A 19,546-nucleotide genomic window follows, 5' to 3' on the forward strand; every position below is an offset into this window, starting at 1 on the left:
ATGACCGTACTGGTGACCGGTGCCAGCGGCTTTGTCGGGCGGCACCTGGTTGCTGCATTGCTGGCCCGTGGTTGCCAGGTGCGCGCGGTGGCCCGTCGCCAGGCGCCGGCGCGAGCCTTGCCATGGTTCGACCGGGTCGGGTTCGTGGCCGCCGATATCCATGATCCACGCACCGATGTCGCTGCCCTGTGCGAAGGCGTCGATGCCCTGGTCCACCTGGCATGGCCGGGCCTGCCCAACTACCAGGGGCTGTTCCATCTGGAGCACAACCTGATGGCCGACTACCGCTTCATCAAGCACGCCGTCGAGGCCGGGGTAGGGCAGGTGCAGGTCACCGGCACCTGCTTCGAGTACGGCATGCAGAGCGGCCCGCTGAGCGAAACCCTGGAATGCCGGCCGGCCAATGCCTACGGCCTGGCCAAGCACAGCCTGCATCTGTTCCTCGACACCTTGCGCCAGCAGGTGCCGTTCACCCTGCAATGGGCGCGGCTGTTCTACCTGCATGGCGAGGGGCAGAACCCCAACAGCCTGCTGGCGGCCCTGGACCGGGCCATTGACGCGGGGCAGGCGCAATTCGACATGTCGGCCGGCGAGCAATTGCGCGATTTCCTGCCCGTCGAGACGGCCACCGCACATCTCGCCACTTTGCTGCAACGGCGCGATTTCAGTGGCGTGGTCAATATTTGCAGCGGCCAGCCGATAGCGGTACGCAGCCTGGTGGAGCGCCAGCGCGCCGCGCGGGATTCGCGGATCGCCCTGAACCTGGGGCACTACCCTTATCCGGCGCACGAGCCCATGGCCTTCTGGGGCGATGCCCGACGCCTGCATGCCTTGCTGGGAGCAGAACATGAAGCATGAGTTGTACCGCGCCGATGCCTTGCCGGTGCTGCAGAACCGCACATTCGCCGATGCCGCCAGCGCCCGGGCCAGTGCCAGCGCCGATATGCGCCTGGTGCAGGACGCTCGCACCGGCCTGGTGTTCAACGATGCCTTCGATGCCGACAAGCTCAGCTACGACAGCGACTACCAGAACGAGCAGGCCCATTCCGGGCAGTTCCAACGTCATCTGAACGATGTCGAGGCCATCGTTGCCCGCCATTTCAAGGGCCACAGCCTGATCGAAGTGGGCTGCGGCAAGGGGTACTTCCTCGAACTGCTGCGCGAACGTGGCTATGCCGTGACCGGTATCGATCCGGCCTATGAAGGCGACAACGCCGACGTGATCAAGGCGCCGTTCACCGCCGAACTGGACCTGCGCGCCGATGCCATCGTGCTGCGCCATGTGCTGGAACATATCGCCGATCCGGTGGGTTTCCTCCACGAGATCGCCCGGGCCAACGGCAACGCCGGCCTGATCTACATCGAAGTGCCGTGCCTGGACTGGATCATCGAGCACAAGGCCTGGTTCGACCTGTTCTACGAGCACGTCAACTACTTCCGCCTCTCTGACCTGCAGCGCCTGTTCGGCCGTGTGCTGGAGGCCGGGCGCCTGTTCGGCGAGCAATACCTGTACGTGGTCGCCGACCTCGCCAGCCTGCGCCGCCTCGACGATGGCGCGGCCGAGCCACTGCGCCTGCCGGCTGATTTCAATGCCAGCCTGGCACGTGCGGTGCAGATCGTGCGGCGCGATGCCGGCAAGGGCTCGGCGATCTGGGGCGCGTCGTCCAAGGGCGTGATCTATTCGCTGTTCCTGCAGCGTGCCGGGGTGGCGGTCGACCAGGTGGTCGATATCAACCCGGCCAAGCAGGGCCGCTACCTGCCGCTGAGCGGCGTGCGCGTTTCGTCGCCGCAGGAGGCCATGGCCGCCTTGCCCGACGGCGCCAACCTGTTCGTGATGAATTCCAACTACCTCGAAGAAATCCGCCGCATGACCGCCGACCGGTTCGTCTACCACGCCGTCGACAGCGCCGCATTTCAATGACTTCCCGGAGAGACAGCACCATGACCGACGTTATCAAGGCCTTCGAAGCCGAATGCGAGGCCGGCATCAAGGCCCAGGGCCAGGACGAGCAGCTCAAGGGCCTGGCCCGGGACTTCTTCAACGAGTCAGCCAAGCACAAGTACAGCTACCACTTTTCGTGGATGGGCCGGCCGATCATCCAGCTGCCCCAGGACATGCTGGCGATGCAGGAGATCATCTGGCGGGTCAAGCCGGACCTGATCATCGAATGCGGCATCGCCCACGGCGGTTCGATCATCTACTACGCCTCGTTGCTGGAACTGCAGGGCCATGGCGAGGTGCTGGGCATCGACCTGGACATCCGCCCGCACAACCGCGAGGCCATCGAAAGCCATCAGATGGCCAGGCGCATTTCCATGATCGAGGGTTCGAGCATCGATCCGGCGGTGGTGGAGCGCGTGCGCGCCTTCGCCGAAGGCAAGAAGGTGATTCTGGTGCTGGATTCCAACCATACCCATGAGCACGTGCTCGAAGAACTGCGTGCCTACGCACCGCTGGTGGCGGTGGGCAGCTACTGCGTGGTGATGGATACCGTGGTCGAGGACATGCCGCCGGAGTTCTTCCCGGACCGTCCTTGGGGCCCGGGCGACAACCCGAAGACCGCGGTGTGGGAATACCTCAAGGAAAACGCCGATTTCGAAATCGACCAGCAGATGCAGGACAAGCTGCTGATCAGCGTGGCGCCGGATGGCTACCTGCGCCGGGTGCGCTGACTTTTACCGACCCTAATGGCCCCGGCTTGCCAGCGATGGGGCCCGAGAGCACACAGCAGATTTCCCGTCAGGTACCCACATGCCAAGCACTGCCCTGAACATCCAGTTCACCCTGGTCATGCTGACCCACAAGCGCCCCGGCTTCCTGCGCCGCGCCTTGCAGTACTACAAGGACTTTCCCGGCACCCTGCTGGTGCTCGACTCCTCGCCGGAGCCGGCTGCCGGTATCACCGAGCGCTTCCCGCGGGTCGACTACCGGCACCTGCCGCAGTTCGACTACCGTGGCTTCCAGGCCAAGATCAAGCACGGCCTGGGCCTGGTGACGACGCCCTACATGGCGCTGGTCGCCGACGATGACTTCATCCTGCCCGATGCCATCGGCGAGTCCCTGGACTTCCTCGAAGCCCATCCGGACTACGGCATGTGCCAGGGCTACAGCATGATGTACCTGGCCCAGGCGGGGCACATCAACTACTACCGCCGCGACAAGAAGATCGGCCAGGAGGACTTCGCCAGCGACGACCCGCGACAGCGCATCCTCGACTACCTGTACGCCTTCATCCCGCCGTTCTACGCGGTGACCCGCACCTCGCTGCTGCAGGACTGGGCCGCGCAGATTCCCGACAACCTGCGTTTCGAATGGCTGGAGGTCAGCCACACCTGGTTCCTGCTGGCCAGTGCCAAGGCGCGCATGCTGCCGATCCCTTATGCGGTGCGCGAAGCCAACTACGGCGCCTCCGAGCACAATACCGAGGTCACCTACGCCCTGGCCCTCCCAGACCCGGCCTCGGTGGCCAGCCGTGAGGAATTCAGCGACGTGCTGGCCGGCCTCGAGACACCGCTCAAGGGCGAGCGCGAACAATTGCGCGCCCTGGCCCGGGAGAGTTTCGCCCTGATGTACGAAGGCCTGGCCGGTGGTCGCTCGCTGATCATCGAGCCGGTCTTCTCTTCCCACGTCAATGGGCCCGGCGAAGCATCGACCTACAAGTTCCTGCCGACCCAGTACGTCAACCTGCCGTTCTACAACCAGGCGTTCTTCGACCGACTGGGCGAAATCGAATTCCTCCTGCATGCCCTGCCGGCGGGCCGCGTGCAGCAGGAAGAGCTGGAGTCGATCTGGCTGCAGCAGGAACGCCTGCTTGCCGTGCACCCCGAGGACAACGCGTTCAGCCAGATCGCTCGCGCCCGCGAAGCGCTCAAGGCCGCGCCGTACAACCTGGCGGTCGTCAAGCGCCTGGCTGACTTGCTGCATGACGATGGCGAGACCGAAGAGGCCGGCAAGTTGCAGGCATGGGCCCGGCGCCTGGAAGCCGTGGCCAGCGACGGCGGCCGCGCGCTGCTCGGCGCCCAGCCATCCGGACGCCTGCTCGACTGGCTGGAGGCGCGCCAGCCCGACCCGGCCAGCCGCGAAGCCGTCGCCGCGCACCTCAAGCAGCATCAGGGTGGCCCGCAGATCGGCATCCTCCTGCTCAACCTCGAGCATGACGAAGCCAGGCTGCAGGCCACCTTCGACAGCCTGATCAACGGCGTCAGCCGCTCGTTCCGCATCATTGTCTTCACCACCGGGCCGCTGCCGGCCATGACCAGCCTGCAAAGCACCCTGCATTTCGTCCGGGTGAGCAAGGACGACTACGTCGACAAGATCAACCAGATCGCCCGCCAGAGTAGCTGCGACTGGCTGATGCTGGCCGAGGCCGGTGACGAGTTCACCGCAACCGGCTTGCTGCGTGCCGGCCTGGAGCTGCTCGACGCGCCGGACTGCCGTGCCGTGGCAGTGGACGAGATCCAGCAACTGTCCGGCGGTGCCTGGCGTGAACTGCTGCGCCCCGGCATCAACCTCGACTTGCTGCAGAGCCTGCCGCCGCTGATGGCACGGCACTGGCTGGTACGCCGCGAAGTGCTGGTGGAGGCGGGCGGTTTCGCCAGCGAATTCAGCGAGGCGCTGGAATACGAATTGCTCCTGCGCCTGATCGAGAAGGGCGGCCTGAACGGTCTCGCCCACCTCGACGAGCCGCTGTTGATCAGCCGGGCGCCGGAGCTCAAGCACAACGAACATGCCCGCCAGGCCCTGGCCCGGCATCTGGCCGCGCGTGGCTACAAGGCCCAGGTCAGCTCGGCGCTGCCGGGGGCCTTGCGCATCGACTATCGCCACCTGGAGCGACCGCAGGTGTCGATCATCCTGCGCAGCGAGGACAACCAGGAGGCATTGCAGCGTTGCCTGGAAAGCGTTTTGCAGCGTACCCGCTACCTGCGCTACGAGGTGCTGGTCGCCGATAACGCCAGCCAGTCGCCGGCGCACCTGCAATGGCTCGAGCAGTTGCAGCAGCTCGGTGGACGCGTACGCGTCCTGCAGAGCCCGCAGCGGCTTGGCGAAGCGGCCCTGATCAACGCCGCCAGCGCCGAAGCAAGCGGTGAGTACCTGGTGCTGCTGGCCCCTGACGCCGAGGTGGTCAATGCCAACTGGCTGGAACTGTTGCTCAACCAGGCCCAGCGGCCGGAGGTCGGCATCGTCGGCGCCAAGCTGTTGGATGCTGCCGGCAACGTGACCCAGGGCGGGTTGATGCTGACGGCGGACGGTGTGCAGGCTGCGCATGTCGGCCTGAAGAAGGATGAAACCGGCTATCTCGGCCAGGCTGCGGTAGAGCAGAACTACCCGGCGGTCTCGGCCGTCTGCCTGATGGTGCGGACCGAGGTGTTCCGCGCCCTGGGCGGGCTGGATGAGGTCGGGTTCGCTGACGCCTACGCCGATGTCGACCTGTGCCTGAAAGTGGCCGAAGCCGGGCTGCTGACGGTGTGGACGCCGCAGGTGCAGGTGGTGCATCCGGGGCAATTGCCGCAGGACGAGGTTGCCCTCGCGGCGTTGCGCGGCAAGTGGGCCGGGCTTTGGAGCAGCGCCGCTCACGGGCGGCGCCTGGACCCGGCGAAAGCGGCGTTCGACTGGAAAGCGCTGATCGGCTGAAGCCGTTCCCGCCAGGTTCTGCGCCAGCCATGCGAGTCTTAGCTGGCGCGGCGCCTGTTCCGCTGGCCTGCATCTTGCTTCGAGCTTGCATAAACAGGGTCGGGGTCAGAAAACCGTTGGTTTCCCGACCCAGACCCACTGCGCTCCAGGATCCAGGCATGTTCGACGACAAGTCCATCTTCATCTCCGGCGGTACCGGCTCCTTCGGTCGCGCGTTCATCACGCGTCTGCTGGCGCAGTACCGGCCGCGCCGTGTCGTGGTGTTCTCCCGCGACGAGCTCAAGCAGTACGAGATGCAGCAAAGCTTCACCGCACCCTGCATGCGCTGGTTCCTCGGCGATGTGCGGGATGCCGAGCGCCTGCGCCAGGCCATGCGCGGCATCGACTATGTGGTGCATGCTGCCGCTCTGAAGCAGGTGCCTGCCGCCGAGTACAACCCCAGCGAATGCATCCGCACCAACGTCAATGGCGCGGAGAACATCATTGCCGCGGCCATCGAGAATGGCGTGGAAAAGGTCGTCGCCCTGTCCACCGACAAGGCTGCCAGCCCGATCAACCTGTATGGTGCGACCAAGCTGCTTTCGGACAAGCTGTTCGTCGCCGCCAACAATGTCGCCGGTAGCCAGCAAACCCGCTTCGCCGTGGTCCGTTACGGCAACGTGGCTGGCTCGCGGGGCTCGGTGGTGCCGTTCTTCAACAAGCTGATCGGCGAAGGCGCCAACGAGCTGCCGATCACCGATCCACGCATGACCCGGTTCTGGATCACCCTCGACCATGGCGTGCAGTTCGTTCTCGACAGCTTCGCGCGCATGCAGGGTGGTGAAGTCTTCGTGCCGAAGATCCCTTCCATCCGCATCGTCGACCTGGCTCGGGGCATGGCGCCGGAACTGCCGCACAAGGTGGTGGGCATCCGTCCCGGCGAGAAGCTGCACGAGCTGATGATCCCGCTGGATGATGCGCGCATGACCCTGGAGTTCGCCGACCACTTCACCATCGAGCCATCGATCCGCTTCAACAATGTCGATGCCGATTTCGCTGTGGATGGTGTTGGCGAGCAGGGCCGGCGGGTGGCGGAAGACTTCGAATACCGCTCCGATACCAACCCGGAATTCCTCTCCATCCAGGGTATCGCCGAGCTTCACGCGCGGTTGCCGGCATGATTCCCTACGGCCGGCAGAACGTCGATCAGGCGGATATCGATGCGGTGGTCGAGGTGCTGCGCTCCGACTGGCTGACCCAGGGGCCGACCCTCGAGCGCTTCGAACGGGCCGTGGCCGAGCGTTGCCAGGCCGGTCATGCGGTTGCGGTGTGCAATGCCACCGCTGGTCTGCACCTGGCCTGCCTGGCTGCCGGGCTCGGCCCTGGCGATCTGCTCTGGACCAGCCCCAACAGCTTTGTCGCCTCGGCCAACTGCGCACGCTATTGCGGCGCCGAGGTGGATTTCGTCGATATCGATCCGCTGACCTGGAACCTCGACGCCCGCGCCCTGGCTGACAAGCTGGCACGCGCGCGCGCACTGGGGCGCTTGCCCAAGGTCGTGGTGGCGGTAGCGTTTTCCGGGCAGAGCTGCGACATGGGCGAGATTGCCCGGCTGGCCCGGGAATATGGCTTTCGGGTCATCGAGGACGCCGCCCATGCCCTGGGTGCGCGTTACGCCGGTGAGCCGGTGGGCAGCGGTCGCTATGCCGACCTGACGGTGTTCAGCTTCCATCCGGTGAAGATCGTCACCAGTGGCGAAGGTGGCATGGTTCTGTGCAACGACCCGGGCCTGGCCCAACGCCTGCGTGACCTGCGCAGCCATGGCATCACCCGTGATCCGGCACGCATGAGCGAACCAAGCCATGGCGGTTGGTACTACCAGCAGGTCGAGTTGGGCTTCAACTACCGCATGTGCGATATCCAGGCGGCACTGGGGCTGTCCCAGTTGAACCGGCTGGATGACTTTCTTGCCCGCCGTCGCGAGCTGTCGGCGCGCTACCAGCGCCTGCTGGGCGAATTGCCTTTGCAGTTGCCGACGCTGCAGGACGGCGCCGAGTCGGCCTGGCATCTGTACGTGGTGCGTCTGGGCGAGGGCCTGGAGAGTCGGCATCGGCAGGTCTTCGAGGCGCTGCGCGCTGCGGGGATCGGCGTCAACCTGCACTACATCCCGATTCATCTGCAGCCTTACTACCGCGAGCTGGGCTTTGCCGACGGGGATTTCCCCGAGGCCGAGCGCTATTACCGCCAGGCCATCAGCCTGCCGCTGTTCCCGGACCTGAGCGATGCCCAGCAGGAGCAGGTAGTCGATAGCCTGCGTCGGGTGCTGGCATGACCCGTGGCGTGGTGGCGATCATCCCGGCCCGTGGCGGGAGCAAGCGTATTGCGCGAAAGAACCTCAAGCCGTTTCGCGGCGAACCGATCATCCGGCATTCGATCCGAACCGCCCTCGACAGTGGTCTGTTCGAGCGAGTGATGGTCAGCACCGACGACGCCGAAATCGCCGAAGTGGCCCGGGCCCTGGGGGCCGAGGTACCGTTCATGCGCCCGGCGGAATTGGCTGATGATCACGCCGGCACTGCCGCGGTGATCGTGCATGCCTTGCATACCCTGCAGGAGCAGGGTTATCACGCCGAGCTGGCCTGCTGTATCTACGCCACCGCGCCGTTGTTGCAGAGCCGTTATCTGCGTGAAGGGCGCGAGTTGCTGGAAGCACATGCTGAGCGTTCCTTTGCTTTCTCTGTCTGCGGATTCGGTTTTCCCGTGCAGCGTGCCCTTGGCCTGAACGAGGACGGTGCGTTGACCGCGTTGTATCCGCAGTACCGGCAAACCCGCTCGCAGGACCTGCCGCCTGCCTTCCAGGATGCCGGGCAGTTCTACTGGGGCCGTGCCGCAGCCTGGCTGCGTGGTGATGTGCTGTTTTCCGAATGCAGCCTGCCGGTGATCCTGCCGCGCCATCTGGTGCAGGACATCGATACCGAGGAAGATTGGCGCCGTGCCGAATTTCTCCATGCCGCGCTGCTCGCTGCCGGGGAGCTGCCGGGGTGAGGGTGCTGATCCGCGCCGATGCCGGTGCCATGATCGGCATCGGTCATGTCGCACGGTGCCTGACCCTCGCCGAGCAACTGGCAGCCCTGGGGGCGACGGTGGCCTTTGCCTGTCGTGAACTGCCGGGGCATCAAATCGCCCGGATCCGCGGCGAGGGGCACGAGGTGTTCGCCTTGCCGGGTGATACTGAAGACGAGGTCGCCGAATTGGCCGCTTTGCTGGCGCCGGACAGGGTGTTCGACTGGCTCATCGTCGACCACTATGGGCTTGGCGCCGCCTGGGAGCGTGCCGCACGGCGCTGGGCCCGGCAGGTAATGGTGATCGACGACCTGGCGGATCGCACCCACGATTGCGACCTGCTGCTCGACCAGAATGCTACCGCCAGTGCTGCGATCTACCGCCCACTTGTACCTGACGCCTGTCGGATCCTCGCCGGGCCGCGCTACGCCCTGTTGCGCCCGGAATTCCGTCAGGGCAGGGCGCCGGTCGATGTTGCGCGACGGGTACTGGTCAGCTTCGGCGGTTTCGACCAGTCCGGCATGACCCTGAAAACCCTCCAGGCGCTGACGAGCATCGAAGGCATCGAGGTGCAGTGCATCGCCGGGCAATCGTCACCGGATCTGCCGGCCTTGCACGCCCTGGTCGTCCAGCGGCCCGACTGGCAATTGCTCGCTTTCGTCGACGATCTGCCCCGACGCATGGCCGCTTCCACGCTGTTCATCGGCGCCGGTGGCGGAACCACCTGGGAGCGTGCCGCCATGGGCTTGCCCAGCCTGTGCATCAGTGTCGCCGACAATCAGTCGGCCAATGCCGAAGTCCTTGCCCGTGCAGGTGTGCATCTGTATCTGGGCATGGCGGCGCAGGTATCGGTGGAGGCCTTGCGCCAGGCGATCACCTTGCTGTTGGAAAACGCGCCGCTGCGTGAGCACTTCGCCGCGCGCGGCCGGGAATGGGTGGATGGCCTGGGCGCACAGCGGGTCGCAGTGGCCTTGCTCGGACCGGGCTTGCAGCTGCGCCAGGCAAGGTTCGAGGATGCACGGCTGTTGTTCGACGGGCGCAATGCCGAGGCGGTGCGTCGTGGCTCGCTCCAGCAGGCACCGCTGGAGTGGGGCGCGCATTGCCGCTGGCTGCGGGCGACCCTCGACAACGATCAGCGCCTGTTGCTGATTGGCGAGGCTGGCGATGGCGCCGTAGGGATGCTGCGCTATGACCGCCTGGAACCAACGCGGGCGCGAGTGTCGCTGTACCTGTTCGAGGGGCGTCTGGGGCTGGGCTGGGGCAGGGCGCTGCTGGCCGCCGGCGAGCGGGCGCTGGCCGAGCATTGGCCGCAGGTGCGAGTGATCGAGGCTGAGGTGCTGGCGGACAATCAGGCCTCCATAGAGCTTTTTCGTGGTGCCGGCTACTCCCGGTCGGAACGCCATTTCGAACGGTTATTCAAGGATTTTTCGCATGAGCAGTTTTGATCTGGGGGGGCGGCGTGTGGGTACCGATGCTGCGCCTTTTGTCATCGCCGAGATGAGCGGCAACCACAACCAGTCGCTGGAGCGTGCCCTGCAGATTGTCGAGGCCGCGGCGCGGGCGGGAGCCCATGCCCTGAAGTTGCAGACCTATACTGCCGAAACCATGACCCTCGACCTGAACCACGGCGAGTTCTTCATCGAGGATGCCAACAGCCTGTGGGCGGGCTCGACGCTGTATGCCTTGTACCAGCAGGCCTATACACCCTGGGATTGGCATGCGCCGATTTTCCGGCGCGCCCGCGAGTTGGGCATGCTGGCTTTTTCCACGCCGTTCGACGAGAGCGCCGTGGACTTTCTCGAAAGCCTCGACGTACCGGCATACAAGATCGCCAGTTTTGAAAACACCGACCTGCCGTTGATCCGCAAGGTGGCGGCAACCGGCAAGCCGATGATCATCTCCACCGGCATGGCCAGCCTCGCCGAGCTGGATGAAACCGTGCGGACGGCGCGTGAGGCCGGCTGTCGCGACCTGGTCTTGCTCAAGTGCACCAGCACCTATCCGGCCAGTCCGGAAAACAGCAACGTGCGCACCATTCCTCATCTGCGCGAGTTGTTCGGCTGCGAGGTCGGCCTGTCTGACCACACCCTCGGGGTAGGCGCTTCGGTGGCGGCGGTGGCCCTGGGCGCCAGCGTGGTGGAAAAGCATTTCACCCTCAGCCGAGCCGAGGGTGGGGTGGACGCGGCGTTCTCCCTGGAGCCGGCGGAACTGGCCAGCCTTGTCGAGGAAACCGCGCGCGCCTGGCAGTCGCTTGGCCAGGTGCGCTATGGCGCGACCCAGGCCGAGCAAGCATCGAAACGCTTTCGCCGTTCGTTGTACGTTGTGCGCGACATGGCCGTTGGCGAGGTTTTCGATACCAGTAATGTGCGCGCCATTCGACCGGGGCTGGGCCTGCCGCCCAAGCACCTGGAATCCCTGCTCGGACGCAAGGCCAGGCAACCGCTCAAGCGCGGTACGGCGCTGGACTGGTCGCTGGTCGAATAAGCATCACTGACCCTGCGGGGTTCACCCGCGATTACGATAGTGGCCGCACCACCGCAATCGCTGGCAAGCCAGCTCCCACAGTAACCGTGTCGAACACAAAACCCGCGGTTGGCCGAGAAACCTGTGGGAGCTGGCTTGCCAGCGATAGCCATAGTGGCTTCACCACCGTAATCCAGCCGCGACCCTAGGAAAATGTGCCATTGTCTGTGAAAATCCGTGACCTATTGGTCATGACGGACATCTGTGTCTCTATCGTTACCGGCAGCGACGGGCCGTGTCACCGGCGCTGCCATCGCCATCCAGTCCAGCGGATGGCGCAAATTCCTGTTTTCTGGCGCCCCTCGAATCATGCGAGCGGTGATATTCAGCGGTTTTTTATTGGGAAGCCATGATGATTGGCATAAAAAGCATTGCGAGCTACGTTCCGGCCGCCGGCCTGGACAACTACGCACAAGGCGCCAAGTTCGGCAAGGATGAGGAGTTCATCCTCGGCAAGATCGGCTCGGCCTTCCTGCCTCGCAAATCCGACGAACAGGAAACCTCCGACCTGTGCGTCGAGGCGGTCAATGCCCTGTTCGCCGCCAACCCGGGCCTGTCCCGCGATTCCATCGACGCCCTGATCGTCGTCACCCAGAACGGCGACGCCGAAGGCCTGCCGCATACTGCTGCCATCGTCCAGGACAAACTCGGCCTGCCGACCCGTGTCGCGGCCTTCGACATTTCCCTGGGCTGTTCCGGTTATGTCTACGGCATCTACGCGCTGAAGGGCTTCATGGAAGCCGCCGGGCTGAAGAACGGCCTGCTGGTCACTGCTGATCCGTATTCGAAGATCGTCGATCCGGAAGACCGCAACACCACCATGCTTTTCGGTGATGCCGCCACCGCCACCTGGATGGGCGAGGATCCGGTCTGGGCCCTTGGCAAGTCGGCGTTCGGCACTGACGGTTCCGGTGCGCCGCACCTGAAGGTCACCGATGGCGTGTTCTTCATGAACGGCCGCCAGGTGTTCAACTTCGCCTTGCTCAAGGTGCCCGCGCACCTGCACGAGTTGCTGGAGCAATCCGGGTTGGCGGCGGACGATATCGACGCCTTCTGCATCCACCAGGGTAGCGCGGCGATCGTCGATGCCGTGGCGCGGCGTTTCGAAGACAAACCGGAGAAGTTCGTCAAGGACATGGTCGAGACCGGCAATACCGTGTCGTCGAGCATTCCCCTGCTCCTGGAAAAACACGCGCTGGACACTACCTGGAAGCGGGTTGCAGTGAGCGGTTTCGGCGTGGGCCTTTCGTGGGGCTCGGCGATTCTTCATCGACCGTGACCTGAAACCCGGCGCAGGGTAATCTTCGGCGTTTCGCAGGCAAGGGATGCTCACCATGAGCGAGTTTTTCCAGCGTAACGCCGAAATCATCCAGGCTCGCTGGCCGTCGCTGTTCGAGCGCATCGTGCGTGAGGACTGCGACGGCATCGATGCAGTGTTGGTCCAGGGCCTGGGTTCGACCCTGAGTGTCGACGGCATCCAGCTCAGCAGCCGTCATGATCGCCTGGCCGAGGCGCAGTTCCAGGCCGACAGCCTGCCCCAGAGCGCCCACCTCAACCTCTACGGTACCGGCCTGGGCGATCTGCAGAACGCCCTGTTGCAGCGTCCTGGCGTGCAGCGCCTGCATGTGCACATCCTCAACGGCGCCCTGTTCGCGCTGGTCTTGCGTCTTCTGGACCAGAGCCCATGGCTCGCCGATCCACGGGTCGAGCTTGCCTACGCTGCAGAGGCCGGGGAAATCGCGCTGCCGTACTTCGCCTTGCCGGCGGAGCTGGCGCTGGCCGACGACTTCAACGCGAAGATCCGCGACCGTCTGGTGAGCGAAACCCACCTGGCGTTCAACAACACCAGTTTCGATACCGCTGACCCTCATCTTGTCGAGTTGCTGGAAAAAAGCCTGCCGCTATTGCGCAGCGACCGGGACGTTGCCGAACTGTTCGGCAGCCGGGCAGGGCAGGAGGCCTTCGTCATTGCCACCGGCCCGACCCTGCAAGGCCACCTGGCCGCGCTCAAGCGTATTCATGCCGATCCCGGGCGCCCGCTGTTCATTGCCGTCGATACGGCCTACAAGCCGCTGCTGGCAGCCGGCATCGAGCCGGATATCGTGGTCAGCGTCGACCACAAGATCCGCCTGCATCATCTGCCGCCCGAGGCTTCGGCGAACACCTCGCTGGTGTACATGCCGATGCTCGATGTCGACACCGTGGCGGGCTGGCGCGGTCCCCGTTATGCCGCCTACTCCGGCAGTGCCCTGTACGACCGGGTGCGCGAGGCGATTCCCCGGGGCCATTTGTTCGTGGGGGGTAGCGTCATCCATCCGGCGGCCGACCTGGCGGTCAAGATGGGCATGCGCCGCATCACGCTGTTCGGCGCCGACTTTGCCTTCCCCGGAAATCGCACCCACACCGGTTGGGACGACGGCATGCTGGGCCCGCAAGTGTCCGTGGCCCGTCACTGGGTATTGGACGGCAATGGCCAGCGGGTGCGGACCCAGCTGAATTTTCGCGGCTACCTGATCGAGCTGGAGCGCTTTATCGCCCGTCATCCCGAGGTGGCGTTCCGCAACACCAGTCGCGCCGGCGCGCTGATCGCCGGTACCACCTTCGATGAGGCGTTCTGCCAATGAGGACGATGCAAGAAAGCGCCCGGCAGTGTGCCGGGCTGTTTCGCCTGGGCCGCGATATCGAGGCGGCGGTGGCGATGGTGGAGCTGTTCGCCGCAGCCCCGGCGCTGTTCGCGCTGGCGCCAGGGGCTACCCAGGAAGCGTTTGCCGCGCTTTTCAGTGAAATGCTGGCAGCGCAGCAACGCCAGGACTGGCTCTCCCTGGCCGACAGCCTCGAGTACGAACTGCCGAACCTGATCGAGCAGGCAGCTCCGCGCTGAAGTGTGATGGCCATCACATAGACGTTGCCTCCCGGGGTGCCTGCGAACAGGGGCAAGTGCCTGATTTTCAAGGGGTGGCGGTGTGATGGCATTTTTTTTTGAAAAAACCCTAAAGCAACCCGCCAAGACGACGATAAACATTACGAAGGTTCTCTAGGCCACACCCGGCGGATGCCAGGGCCGGAAGCCGCAGTATCCATCCAACGAGGAATTCGTCATGGCATTAACCGTTAACACCAACACCACTTCGCTGGGCGTGCAGAAGAACCTGAACAAAGCTTCCGAAGCGCTGAGCACCTCGATGACCCGCCTGTCGTCCGGCCTGCGTATCAACAGCGCCAAGGACGACGCTGCTGGCCAGCAGATCGCCAACAAGCTGCAAACCATGGTCACCGGTACCACTGTTGCGATCAAGAACGCCAACGACGGCAACTCGATCACCCAGACCGCTGAAGGCGCTCTGTCGGAAATCACCAACATCCTGCAGCGTATGCGTGAACTGGCTCTGCAAGCCCGTAACGACTCGAACGGCACCACTGAACGTGCGGCGCTGAACAAAGAGTTCGCGGCCAAGTCCGACGAAATCACCCGTATCGCCACCTCCACCACCTTCGGTACCAGCAAGCAACTGCTGAACGGTTCCGCTGGCACCATGGAGTTCCAGGTCGGTGCAATGACTGGCACCAGCCAGATCCTGAGCGTGTCGATGACTTCCAGCTTCGCGGCTACCGCCCTGGCTGTTGGTACTGGTGCCCTGGCAATTTCCGGTACTTCGGACTCCGCAGTCCACACCGCTGTTGACGGCGCGATCACTGCCATCGACGCGGCACTGCAAAAAGTTGACGACAAGAAGTCCGAGCTGGGTGCTATCCAGAACCGCTTCCAGTCCACCATCAACAACCTGCAGAGCATGAACGAGAACTCGGCTGCTGCCATGGGCCGTGTTCAGGACACCGACTTCGCTTCGGAAACCGCTCAGCTGACCAAGCAGCAAACCCTGCAGCAAGCGTCCACCGCAGTTCTGGCCCAGGCCAACCAACTGCCATCCGCTGTACTGAAACTGCTTCAGTAATAGCTACGATGAAGAGCGAGGGGGTGCGCGAGCATTCCCTCGCTTTTTACTTTGGAGGTGATGGGCGATGGACATGAGCGTCAGGTTGAACGCGTCTTACCCGGCTCCAGCGGCAGCTGCAGCCCAGCAGGAAAAAGCTGCTGAACAGGGTGCGTCCGAAAAGGTCCATGCCAGGCCGGAACTCGCGGCAGTGGATAAAGACAAGCAAGACTCCGATGCCAGCCTGCAGGAAGCAGTCAAGGGTCTACAGGATTACGTCCAGTCGTTGCAGCGCAACCTGGAATTTTCGGTGGACGAATCCACCGGAACGACTGTCGTCAAGGTCGTTGCCCGTGACAGTGGCGAAGTGATTCGGCAAATTCCGTCCGAAACCGCCCTGGAACTGGCAAAGAGCCTGCAAGACGTCAACAGCCTGCTTTTCGACGAGAAAGTCTGAAAGCGGTACGAAATTTGATACAAAACCGCGTCATCGGGTAATGTTCAAGCGTTTGGCGCAAGCCAGGAAAAGGAGAATGTAATGGCAAGTCCGATTTTGCCTGCCCTCGGCCTCGGCAGTGGTCTGGATACCTCTGCAATCGTCAAGGCCCTGGCGGATGCCGAAAAAACGCCCAAACAGAACCAGATCGACCGGCAGACCAAGGCCAACACGGCCTCGATTTCGGCGATCGGCAGTCTCAAGAGCGCGCTGACCACCTTCACCACCGCCCTGAGCAAGCTCGGCAGCACCACGACACCGCAGTTCATTGGCTACTCCGCCACTTCGGCCGACGACAAACTGGTCAAGGCGACGGCGAGCAGTACTGCGGTAGGCGGCAGCTACGCGGTGAAGGTCAACGAATTGGCGACGGCCTCCAAGGTAGCCAGCCAGCGTTTTGCCAGCAGTAGCGACGCGATCAGCCAGGGCACCCTGGAAATCACCCAGAACGGTACCGTCTACAAGGTCGAGATCGGTGCCGACGCGACCCTGCAGTCCACCCGCGACGCGATCAACAGTGCCCTGAGCGCCAAGGGTATCAGTGCCAACATCATCAATGATGGCCAGGGCTCGCGCCTGGTGCTGACGTCCACCACCACCGGCCTGGGCTCGGACATCTCCGTCGCCGGTATTCCCGAGCTGGTCATCGATGGCGAGACCCAGATGTCGGGGGCGGGCGCTGGCTTCATTACTGCGTTGGCCAAGAATGCCGAGTATTCGGTCGATGGCATGGTGCTGACCAGCAAGTCAAACAAGGTAGAGAACGCAGTCAGCGGCCTGACCCTCGAACTGGTCGCCAAGGGTGCCGAAACCACCATCACCGTAGCCACCAACAGTGACGGCCTGAAAAAATCGGTGCAGAGCTTTGTCGATGCCTACAACGCGCTGGTCACCACCATCAACGGCCTGAGCCAGACGCCGAAGAATGCCGACGGCAGCCTGGGTACCGCGCCTGCGCTGGCGGGCGACTCGTTGGCTCGGGGCATGCTCTCGGCCCTGCGCAACGAGCTGGTGGTCTCCAGTACCGGCGGCAATGGTTCGCTGAAAGTGCTGTCGCAGTTGGGCATCAACACCGTGCAAAGCACCGGTCTGCTGGAGCTCGACAGCACCAAGCTCACGGCAGCGCTGGATACCCAGAAGCTTGGTGGCGAAATCCAGAGCATGTTCTCGGGTGATGAAGGGCTCGCCAACCGCCTGACCAAGGCGTTGGAGCCTTACACCCAGTCCGACGGCCTGCTCGCCGACCGTTCGAAGATCCTCGAGAGCACCAAGAAGAATCTGGCCACCCAGCAGTCGAGCCTGGATGCGCGGATCACCTCGCTAACTGCTTCGCTGACCAAGAAGTACAACACCATGGATACCCTGGTGGGTCAGTTGAACGCCCAGCGCGACAACATCACGTCCATCTTCAGTGCCATGGCCGCGCAGCAGAAGAATTCCTGACTTTTTGCTGGCGTCAAAAGCCCGACAATGTTATCTCCGCATGTCGGGCTTTTTTCATGGTGACTAAAGTTTTTTGACGCCGGGTCGATAACCCGGTCATACAGCAAGCCATTGTGTTGAGGTACGAACATGAATCCGATGTTGGCCCTTCGGCAATATCAGAAAATCAGCGCCCAGGCGCAGACCTCCGAAGCCAGCCCGCACCGCCTGGTGCAAATGCTCATGGAAGGCGGTCTGGATCGCATCGCCCAGGCCAGGGGCGCCCTGGAGCGCAAGGACCTGGCCGGCAAGGGCATCGCCATCGGCAAGGCCATCGGTATTGTCGGCGGACTGCGGGAAGGCCTGGATCGCGACAACATGACGCCGGAACTGGAGCGTCTCGATGCCCTCTACCTGTATATGACCCGTCGGCTGTGCGATGCCAATATCAACAATGACATTGGCGCCCTGGACGAAGTGGCCGATCTGTTGACCACGGTCAAGGAAGGCTGGGACGCGGTCGCCCCACAATAACCAGTTGCGATGAGGATGTCGTGATGAGTGCCGTACTCAAGCGTATCGAGGAAACCCGGGAAGCCTTGGTGGGTGCATTGGCCAATCGCGACTGGGAGGCGGTGGGCGAGCTGGACCAGGCTTGCCGTGCCTGCATGGACGAAGTGATGAGCGCGGAAGTGGTCGACGAGGAGGCGCTGCGCGACAACCTCCAGAACCTGCTGGGGGTGTATCGGCAGCTGATCGATGTGGCGACGGAAGAGCGTCAGGCAATTGCCGACGAGATGTCAAAGATCAAGCAGGCGCAACAGGCGACAAAGGTATACCATCTGTACCGCTGACTGATGATCGAAAATCAGCAATGCGCCATAAATTTGACTATTAAAGGTTTTTTGACTTAACTAGTGGCTGTTTTTTAATTTCAGACGTCGGAACACTGACCGTTCAGTCGGAATGATGTCGAGCATGCCCTTCGACGGGCCTCGAGTTGACTAGGGAAGTTGCTATTGCATGTGGCGTGAAACCAAAATTCTCCTGATCGATGACGATAGTGCTCGCCGCCGTGACCTGGCGGTGGTGTTGAATTTTCTTGGGGAAGAAAATCTGCCGTGCTCCAGTCATGACTGGGAGCAGGTTGTCGAGTCGTTATCGTCCAGTCGTGAAGTCCTCTGTGTCCTCATTGGCGCTGTAAATTCGCCGGCCAGCGTTCTGGGCTTGCTTAAGACAGTGGCTGCATGGGATGAGTTCCTTCCTGTTTTGCTTTTAGGTGAATTTTCTTCGCTGGAGCTTCCGGAAGAGCTGCGTCGCCGTGTTCTGTCCAACCTCGAAATGCCGCCGAGCTACAGCAAGTTGCTGGATTCGCTGCATCGCGCCCAGGTTTATCGCGAGATGTACGACCAAGCCCGTGAGCGCGGGCGGCAACGCGAGCCGAACCTGTTCCGCAGCCTGGTCGGCACCAGCCGGGCTATCCAGCACGTGCGGCAAATGATGCAGCAGGTCGCCGACACCGACGCCAGCGTGCTGATCCTCGGTGAGTCCGGAACCGGCAAGGAAGTGGTGGCGCGCAACCTGCACTACCACTCCAAGCGCCGAGAAGCGCCGTTCGTGCCGGTCAACTGCGGTGCGATCCCTGCGGAGCTGCTCGAAAGCGAGCTGTTCGGCCATGAGAAGGGCGCCTTCACCGGGGCAATCACCAGTCGCGCCGGACGCTTCGAGCTCGCCAACGGCGGCACCCTGTTCCTCGACGAGATTGGCGACATGCCGCTGCCGATGCAGGTCAAGCTGCTGCGCGTGCTGCAGGAGCGCACCTTCGAGCGGGTCGGCAGCAACAAGACCCAGAGCATCGACGTACGGATCATTGCTGCGACCCACAAGAATCTCGAAAGCATGATCGAGGTGGGTTCGTTCCGCGAAGATCTGTATTACCGCCTGAACGTGTTCCCCATCGAGATGGCCCCGCTGCGCGAACGGGTGGAAGACATCCCGCTGCTGATGAACGAACTGATCTCGCGCATGGAGCATGAAAAGCGCGGATCGATCCGCTTCAACTCGGCGGCGATCATGTCGCTCTGCCGCCACGGCTGGCCAGGCAATGTCCGCGAGCTGGCCAACCTGGTGGAGCGCATGGCGATCATGCATCCCTATGGTGTGATCGGGGTTGCCGAGCTGCCGAAGAAATTCCGCTATGTCGACGACGAAGACGAGCAACTGGTGGACAGCCTGCGCTCCGACCTGGAGGGGCGCGTGGTTATCAACGGCCATGCGCCGAGCTTCCCGACCAACGCCATGTTGCCGCCGGAAGGCCTGGACCTGAAGGATTACCTCGGCAGCCTGGAGCAAGGACTGATCCAGCAGGCGCTGGACGATGCCAGCGGCATCGTCGCGCGGGCCGCCGAGCGCCTGCGCATTCGCCGCACCACCCTGGTGGAAAAGATGCGCAAGTACGGCATGAGCCGTCGCGATGGGGACGAGCAGGCGGAGGATTGA

Annotated in this window: 18 protein-coding genes; all 18 read left to right on the plus strand. The window is 63.4% G+C overall.

The window, feature by feature from the left end:
- The 18 genes from N7650_RS07590 (at position 1) to N7650_RS07675 (ending at position 19,546) form a co-directional block, all read left to right on the plus strand.
- On the plus strand, positions 1-858 hold the full coding sequence (locus tag N7650_RS07590; RefSeq protein WP_037061269.1) for an NAD(P)-dependent oxidoreductase: 858 nt from the start codon (positions 1-3) through the stop codon (positions 856-858).
- A complete protein-coding gene (locus N7650_RS07595) occupies positions 848-1,921 on the plus strand; it encodes a class I SAM-dependent methyltransferase (RefSeq protein WP_009402910.1) in 1,074 nt (357 codons plus the stop codon). The genes N7650_RS07590 and N7650_RS07595 overlap by 11 nt, the downstream gene beginning before the upstream one ends.
- 20 nt (positions 1,922-1,941) lie before the next feature.
- On the plus strand, positions 1,942-2,673 hold the full coding sequence (locus N7650_RS07600; protein WP_009402908.1) for a cephalosporin hydroxylase family protein: 732 nt from the start codon (positions 1,942-1,944) through the stop codon (positions 2,671-2,673).
- A 79-nt stretch (positions 2,674-2,752) separates the two neighbouring features.
- Positions 2,753-5,632: a TIGR00180 family glycosyltransferase gene (locus N7650_RS07605; RefSeq protein WP_009402906.1), complete on the plus strand. Its 2,880-nt coding sequence runs from the start codon at positions 2,753-2,755 to the stop codon at positions 5,630-5,632.
- Between the two features lie 158 nt (positions 5,633-5,790).
- Positions 5,791-6,792 carry a UDP-N-acetylglucosamine 4,6-dehydratase (inverting) gene (gene pseB / locus N7650_RS07610; RefSeq protein WP_009402904.1) on the plus strand — a complete coding sequence of 334 codons (1,002 nt, stop codon included), beginning with the start codon at positions 5,791-5,793 and terminating at the stop codon, positions 6,790-6,792.
- Positions 6,789-7,943 (plus strand): UDP-4-amino-4,6-dideoxy-N-acetyl-beta-L-altrosamine transaminase, encoded by a 1,155-nt coding sequence (gene pseC, locus N7650_RS07615; protein ID WP_279897701.1) that lies wholly within the window; start codon positions 6,789-6,791, stop codon positions 7,941-7,943. The genes pseB and pseC overlap by 4 nt, the downstream gene beginning before the upstream one ends.
- Entirely contained in the window at positions 7,940-8,656 is a 717-nt protein-coding gene (gene pseF, locus N7650_RS07620; protein ID WP_009402900.1) for a pseudaminic acid cytidylyltransferase, read from the plus strand. The genes pseC and pseF overlap by 4 nt, the downstream gene beginning before the upstream one ends.
- A complete protein-coding gene (pseG, locus tag N7650_RS07625; protein WP_279897702.1) occupies positions 8,653-10,119 on the plus strand; it encodes a UDP-2,4-diacetamido-2,4,6-trideoxy-beta-L-altropyranose hydrolase in 1,467 nt (488 codons plus the stop codon). Before pseF ends, pseG begins: the two co-directional genes overlap by 4 nt.
- Positions 10,106-11,158, plus strand: coding sequence for a pseudaminic acid synthase (gene pseI / locus N7650_RS07630; RefSeq protein WP_279897703.1), 1,053 nt, complete (start codon positions 10,106-10,108; stop codon positions 11,156-11,158). Before pseG ends, pseI begins: the two co-directional genes overlap by 14 nt.
- A 391-nt stretch (positions 11,159-11,549) precedes the next feature.
- Positions 11,550-12,476 (plus strand): ketoacyl-ACP synthase III, encoded by a 927-nt coding sequence (locus N7650_RS07635; protein ID WP_009402893.1) that lies wholly within the window; start codon positions 11,550-11,552, stop codon positions 12,474-12,476.
- 55 nt (positions 12,477-12,531) lie between these two features.
- The gene (locus N7650_RS07640) at positions 12,532-13,821 is read left to right on the plus strand and encodes a 6-hydroxymethylpterin diphosphokinase MptE-like protein (RefSeq protein ID WP_009402891.1); all 1,290 of its coding nucleotides are present in this window, start codon (positions 12,532-12,534) and stop codon (positions 13,819-13,821) included.
- Complete coding sequence (locus N7650_RS07645) at positions 13,818-14,078, plus strand: hypothetical protein (protein WP_037061267.1); 261 nt, start codon at positions 13,818-13,820, stop codon at positions 14,076-14,078. The genes N7650_RS07640 and N7650_RS07645 overlap by 4 nt, the downstream gene beginning before the upstream one ends.
- A gap of 217 nt (positions 14,079-14,295) precedes the next feature.
- Positions 14,296-15,150: a flagellin domain-containing protein gene (locus N7650_RS07650; protein ID WP_009402887.1), complete on the plus strand. Its 855-nt coding sequence runs from the start codon at positions 14,296-14,298 to the stop codon at positions 15,148-15,150.
- A gap of 67 nt (positions 15,151-15,217) precedes the next feature.
- The gene (locus N7650_RS07655; RefSeq protein ID WP_279897705.1) at positions 15,218-15,586 is read left to right on the plus strand and encodes a flagellar protein FlaG; all 369 of its coding nucleotides are present in this window, start codon (positions 15,218-15,220) and stop codon (positions 15,584-15,586) included.
- An 81-nt stretch (positions 15,587-15,667) separates the two neighbouring features.
- Positions 15,668-17,068, plus strand: coding sequence for a flagellar filament capping protein FliD (fliD, locus tag N7650_RS07660; RefSeq protein WP_009402884.1), 1,401 nt, complete (start codon positions 15,668-15,670; stop codon positions 17,066-17,068).
- 129 nt (positions 17,069-17,197) lie between these two features.
- Entirely contained in the window at positions 17,198-17,581 is a 384-nt protein-coding gene (gene fliS, locus N7650_RS07665; protein WP_009402882.1) for a flagellar export chaperone FliS, read from the plus strand.
- A gap of 23 nt (positions 17,582-17,604) precedes the next feature.
- Positions 17,605-17,901, plus strand: coding sequence for a flagellar protein FliT (gene fliT / locus N7650_RS07670; RefSeq protein ID WP_009402880.1), 297 nt, complete (start codon positions 17,605-17,607; stop codon positions 17,899-17,901).
- A gap of 169 nt (positions 17,902-18,070) precedes the next feature.
- Positions 18,071-19,546 carry a sigma-54 dependent transcriptional regulator gene (locus N7650_RS07675; RefSeq protein ID WP_279897706.1) on the plus strand — a complete coding sequence of 492 codons (1,476 nt, stop codon included), beginning with the start codon at positions 18,071-18,073 and terminating at the stop codon, positions 19,544-19,546.

Origin of the sequence: Pseudomonas sp. GD04058, from assembly GCF_029836855.1 — a bacterium.
Classification (GTDB): domain Bacteria; phylum Pseudomonadota; class Gammaproteobacteria; order Pseudomonadales; family Pseudomonadaceae; genus Aquipseudomonas; species Aquipseudomonas bharatica.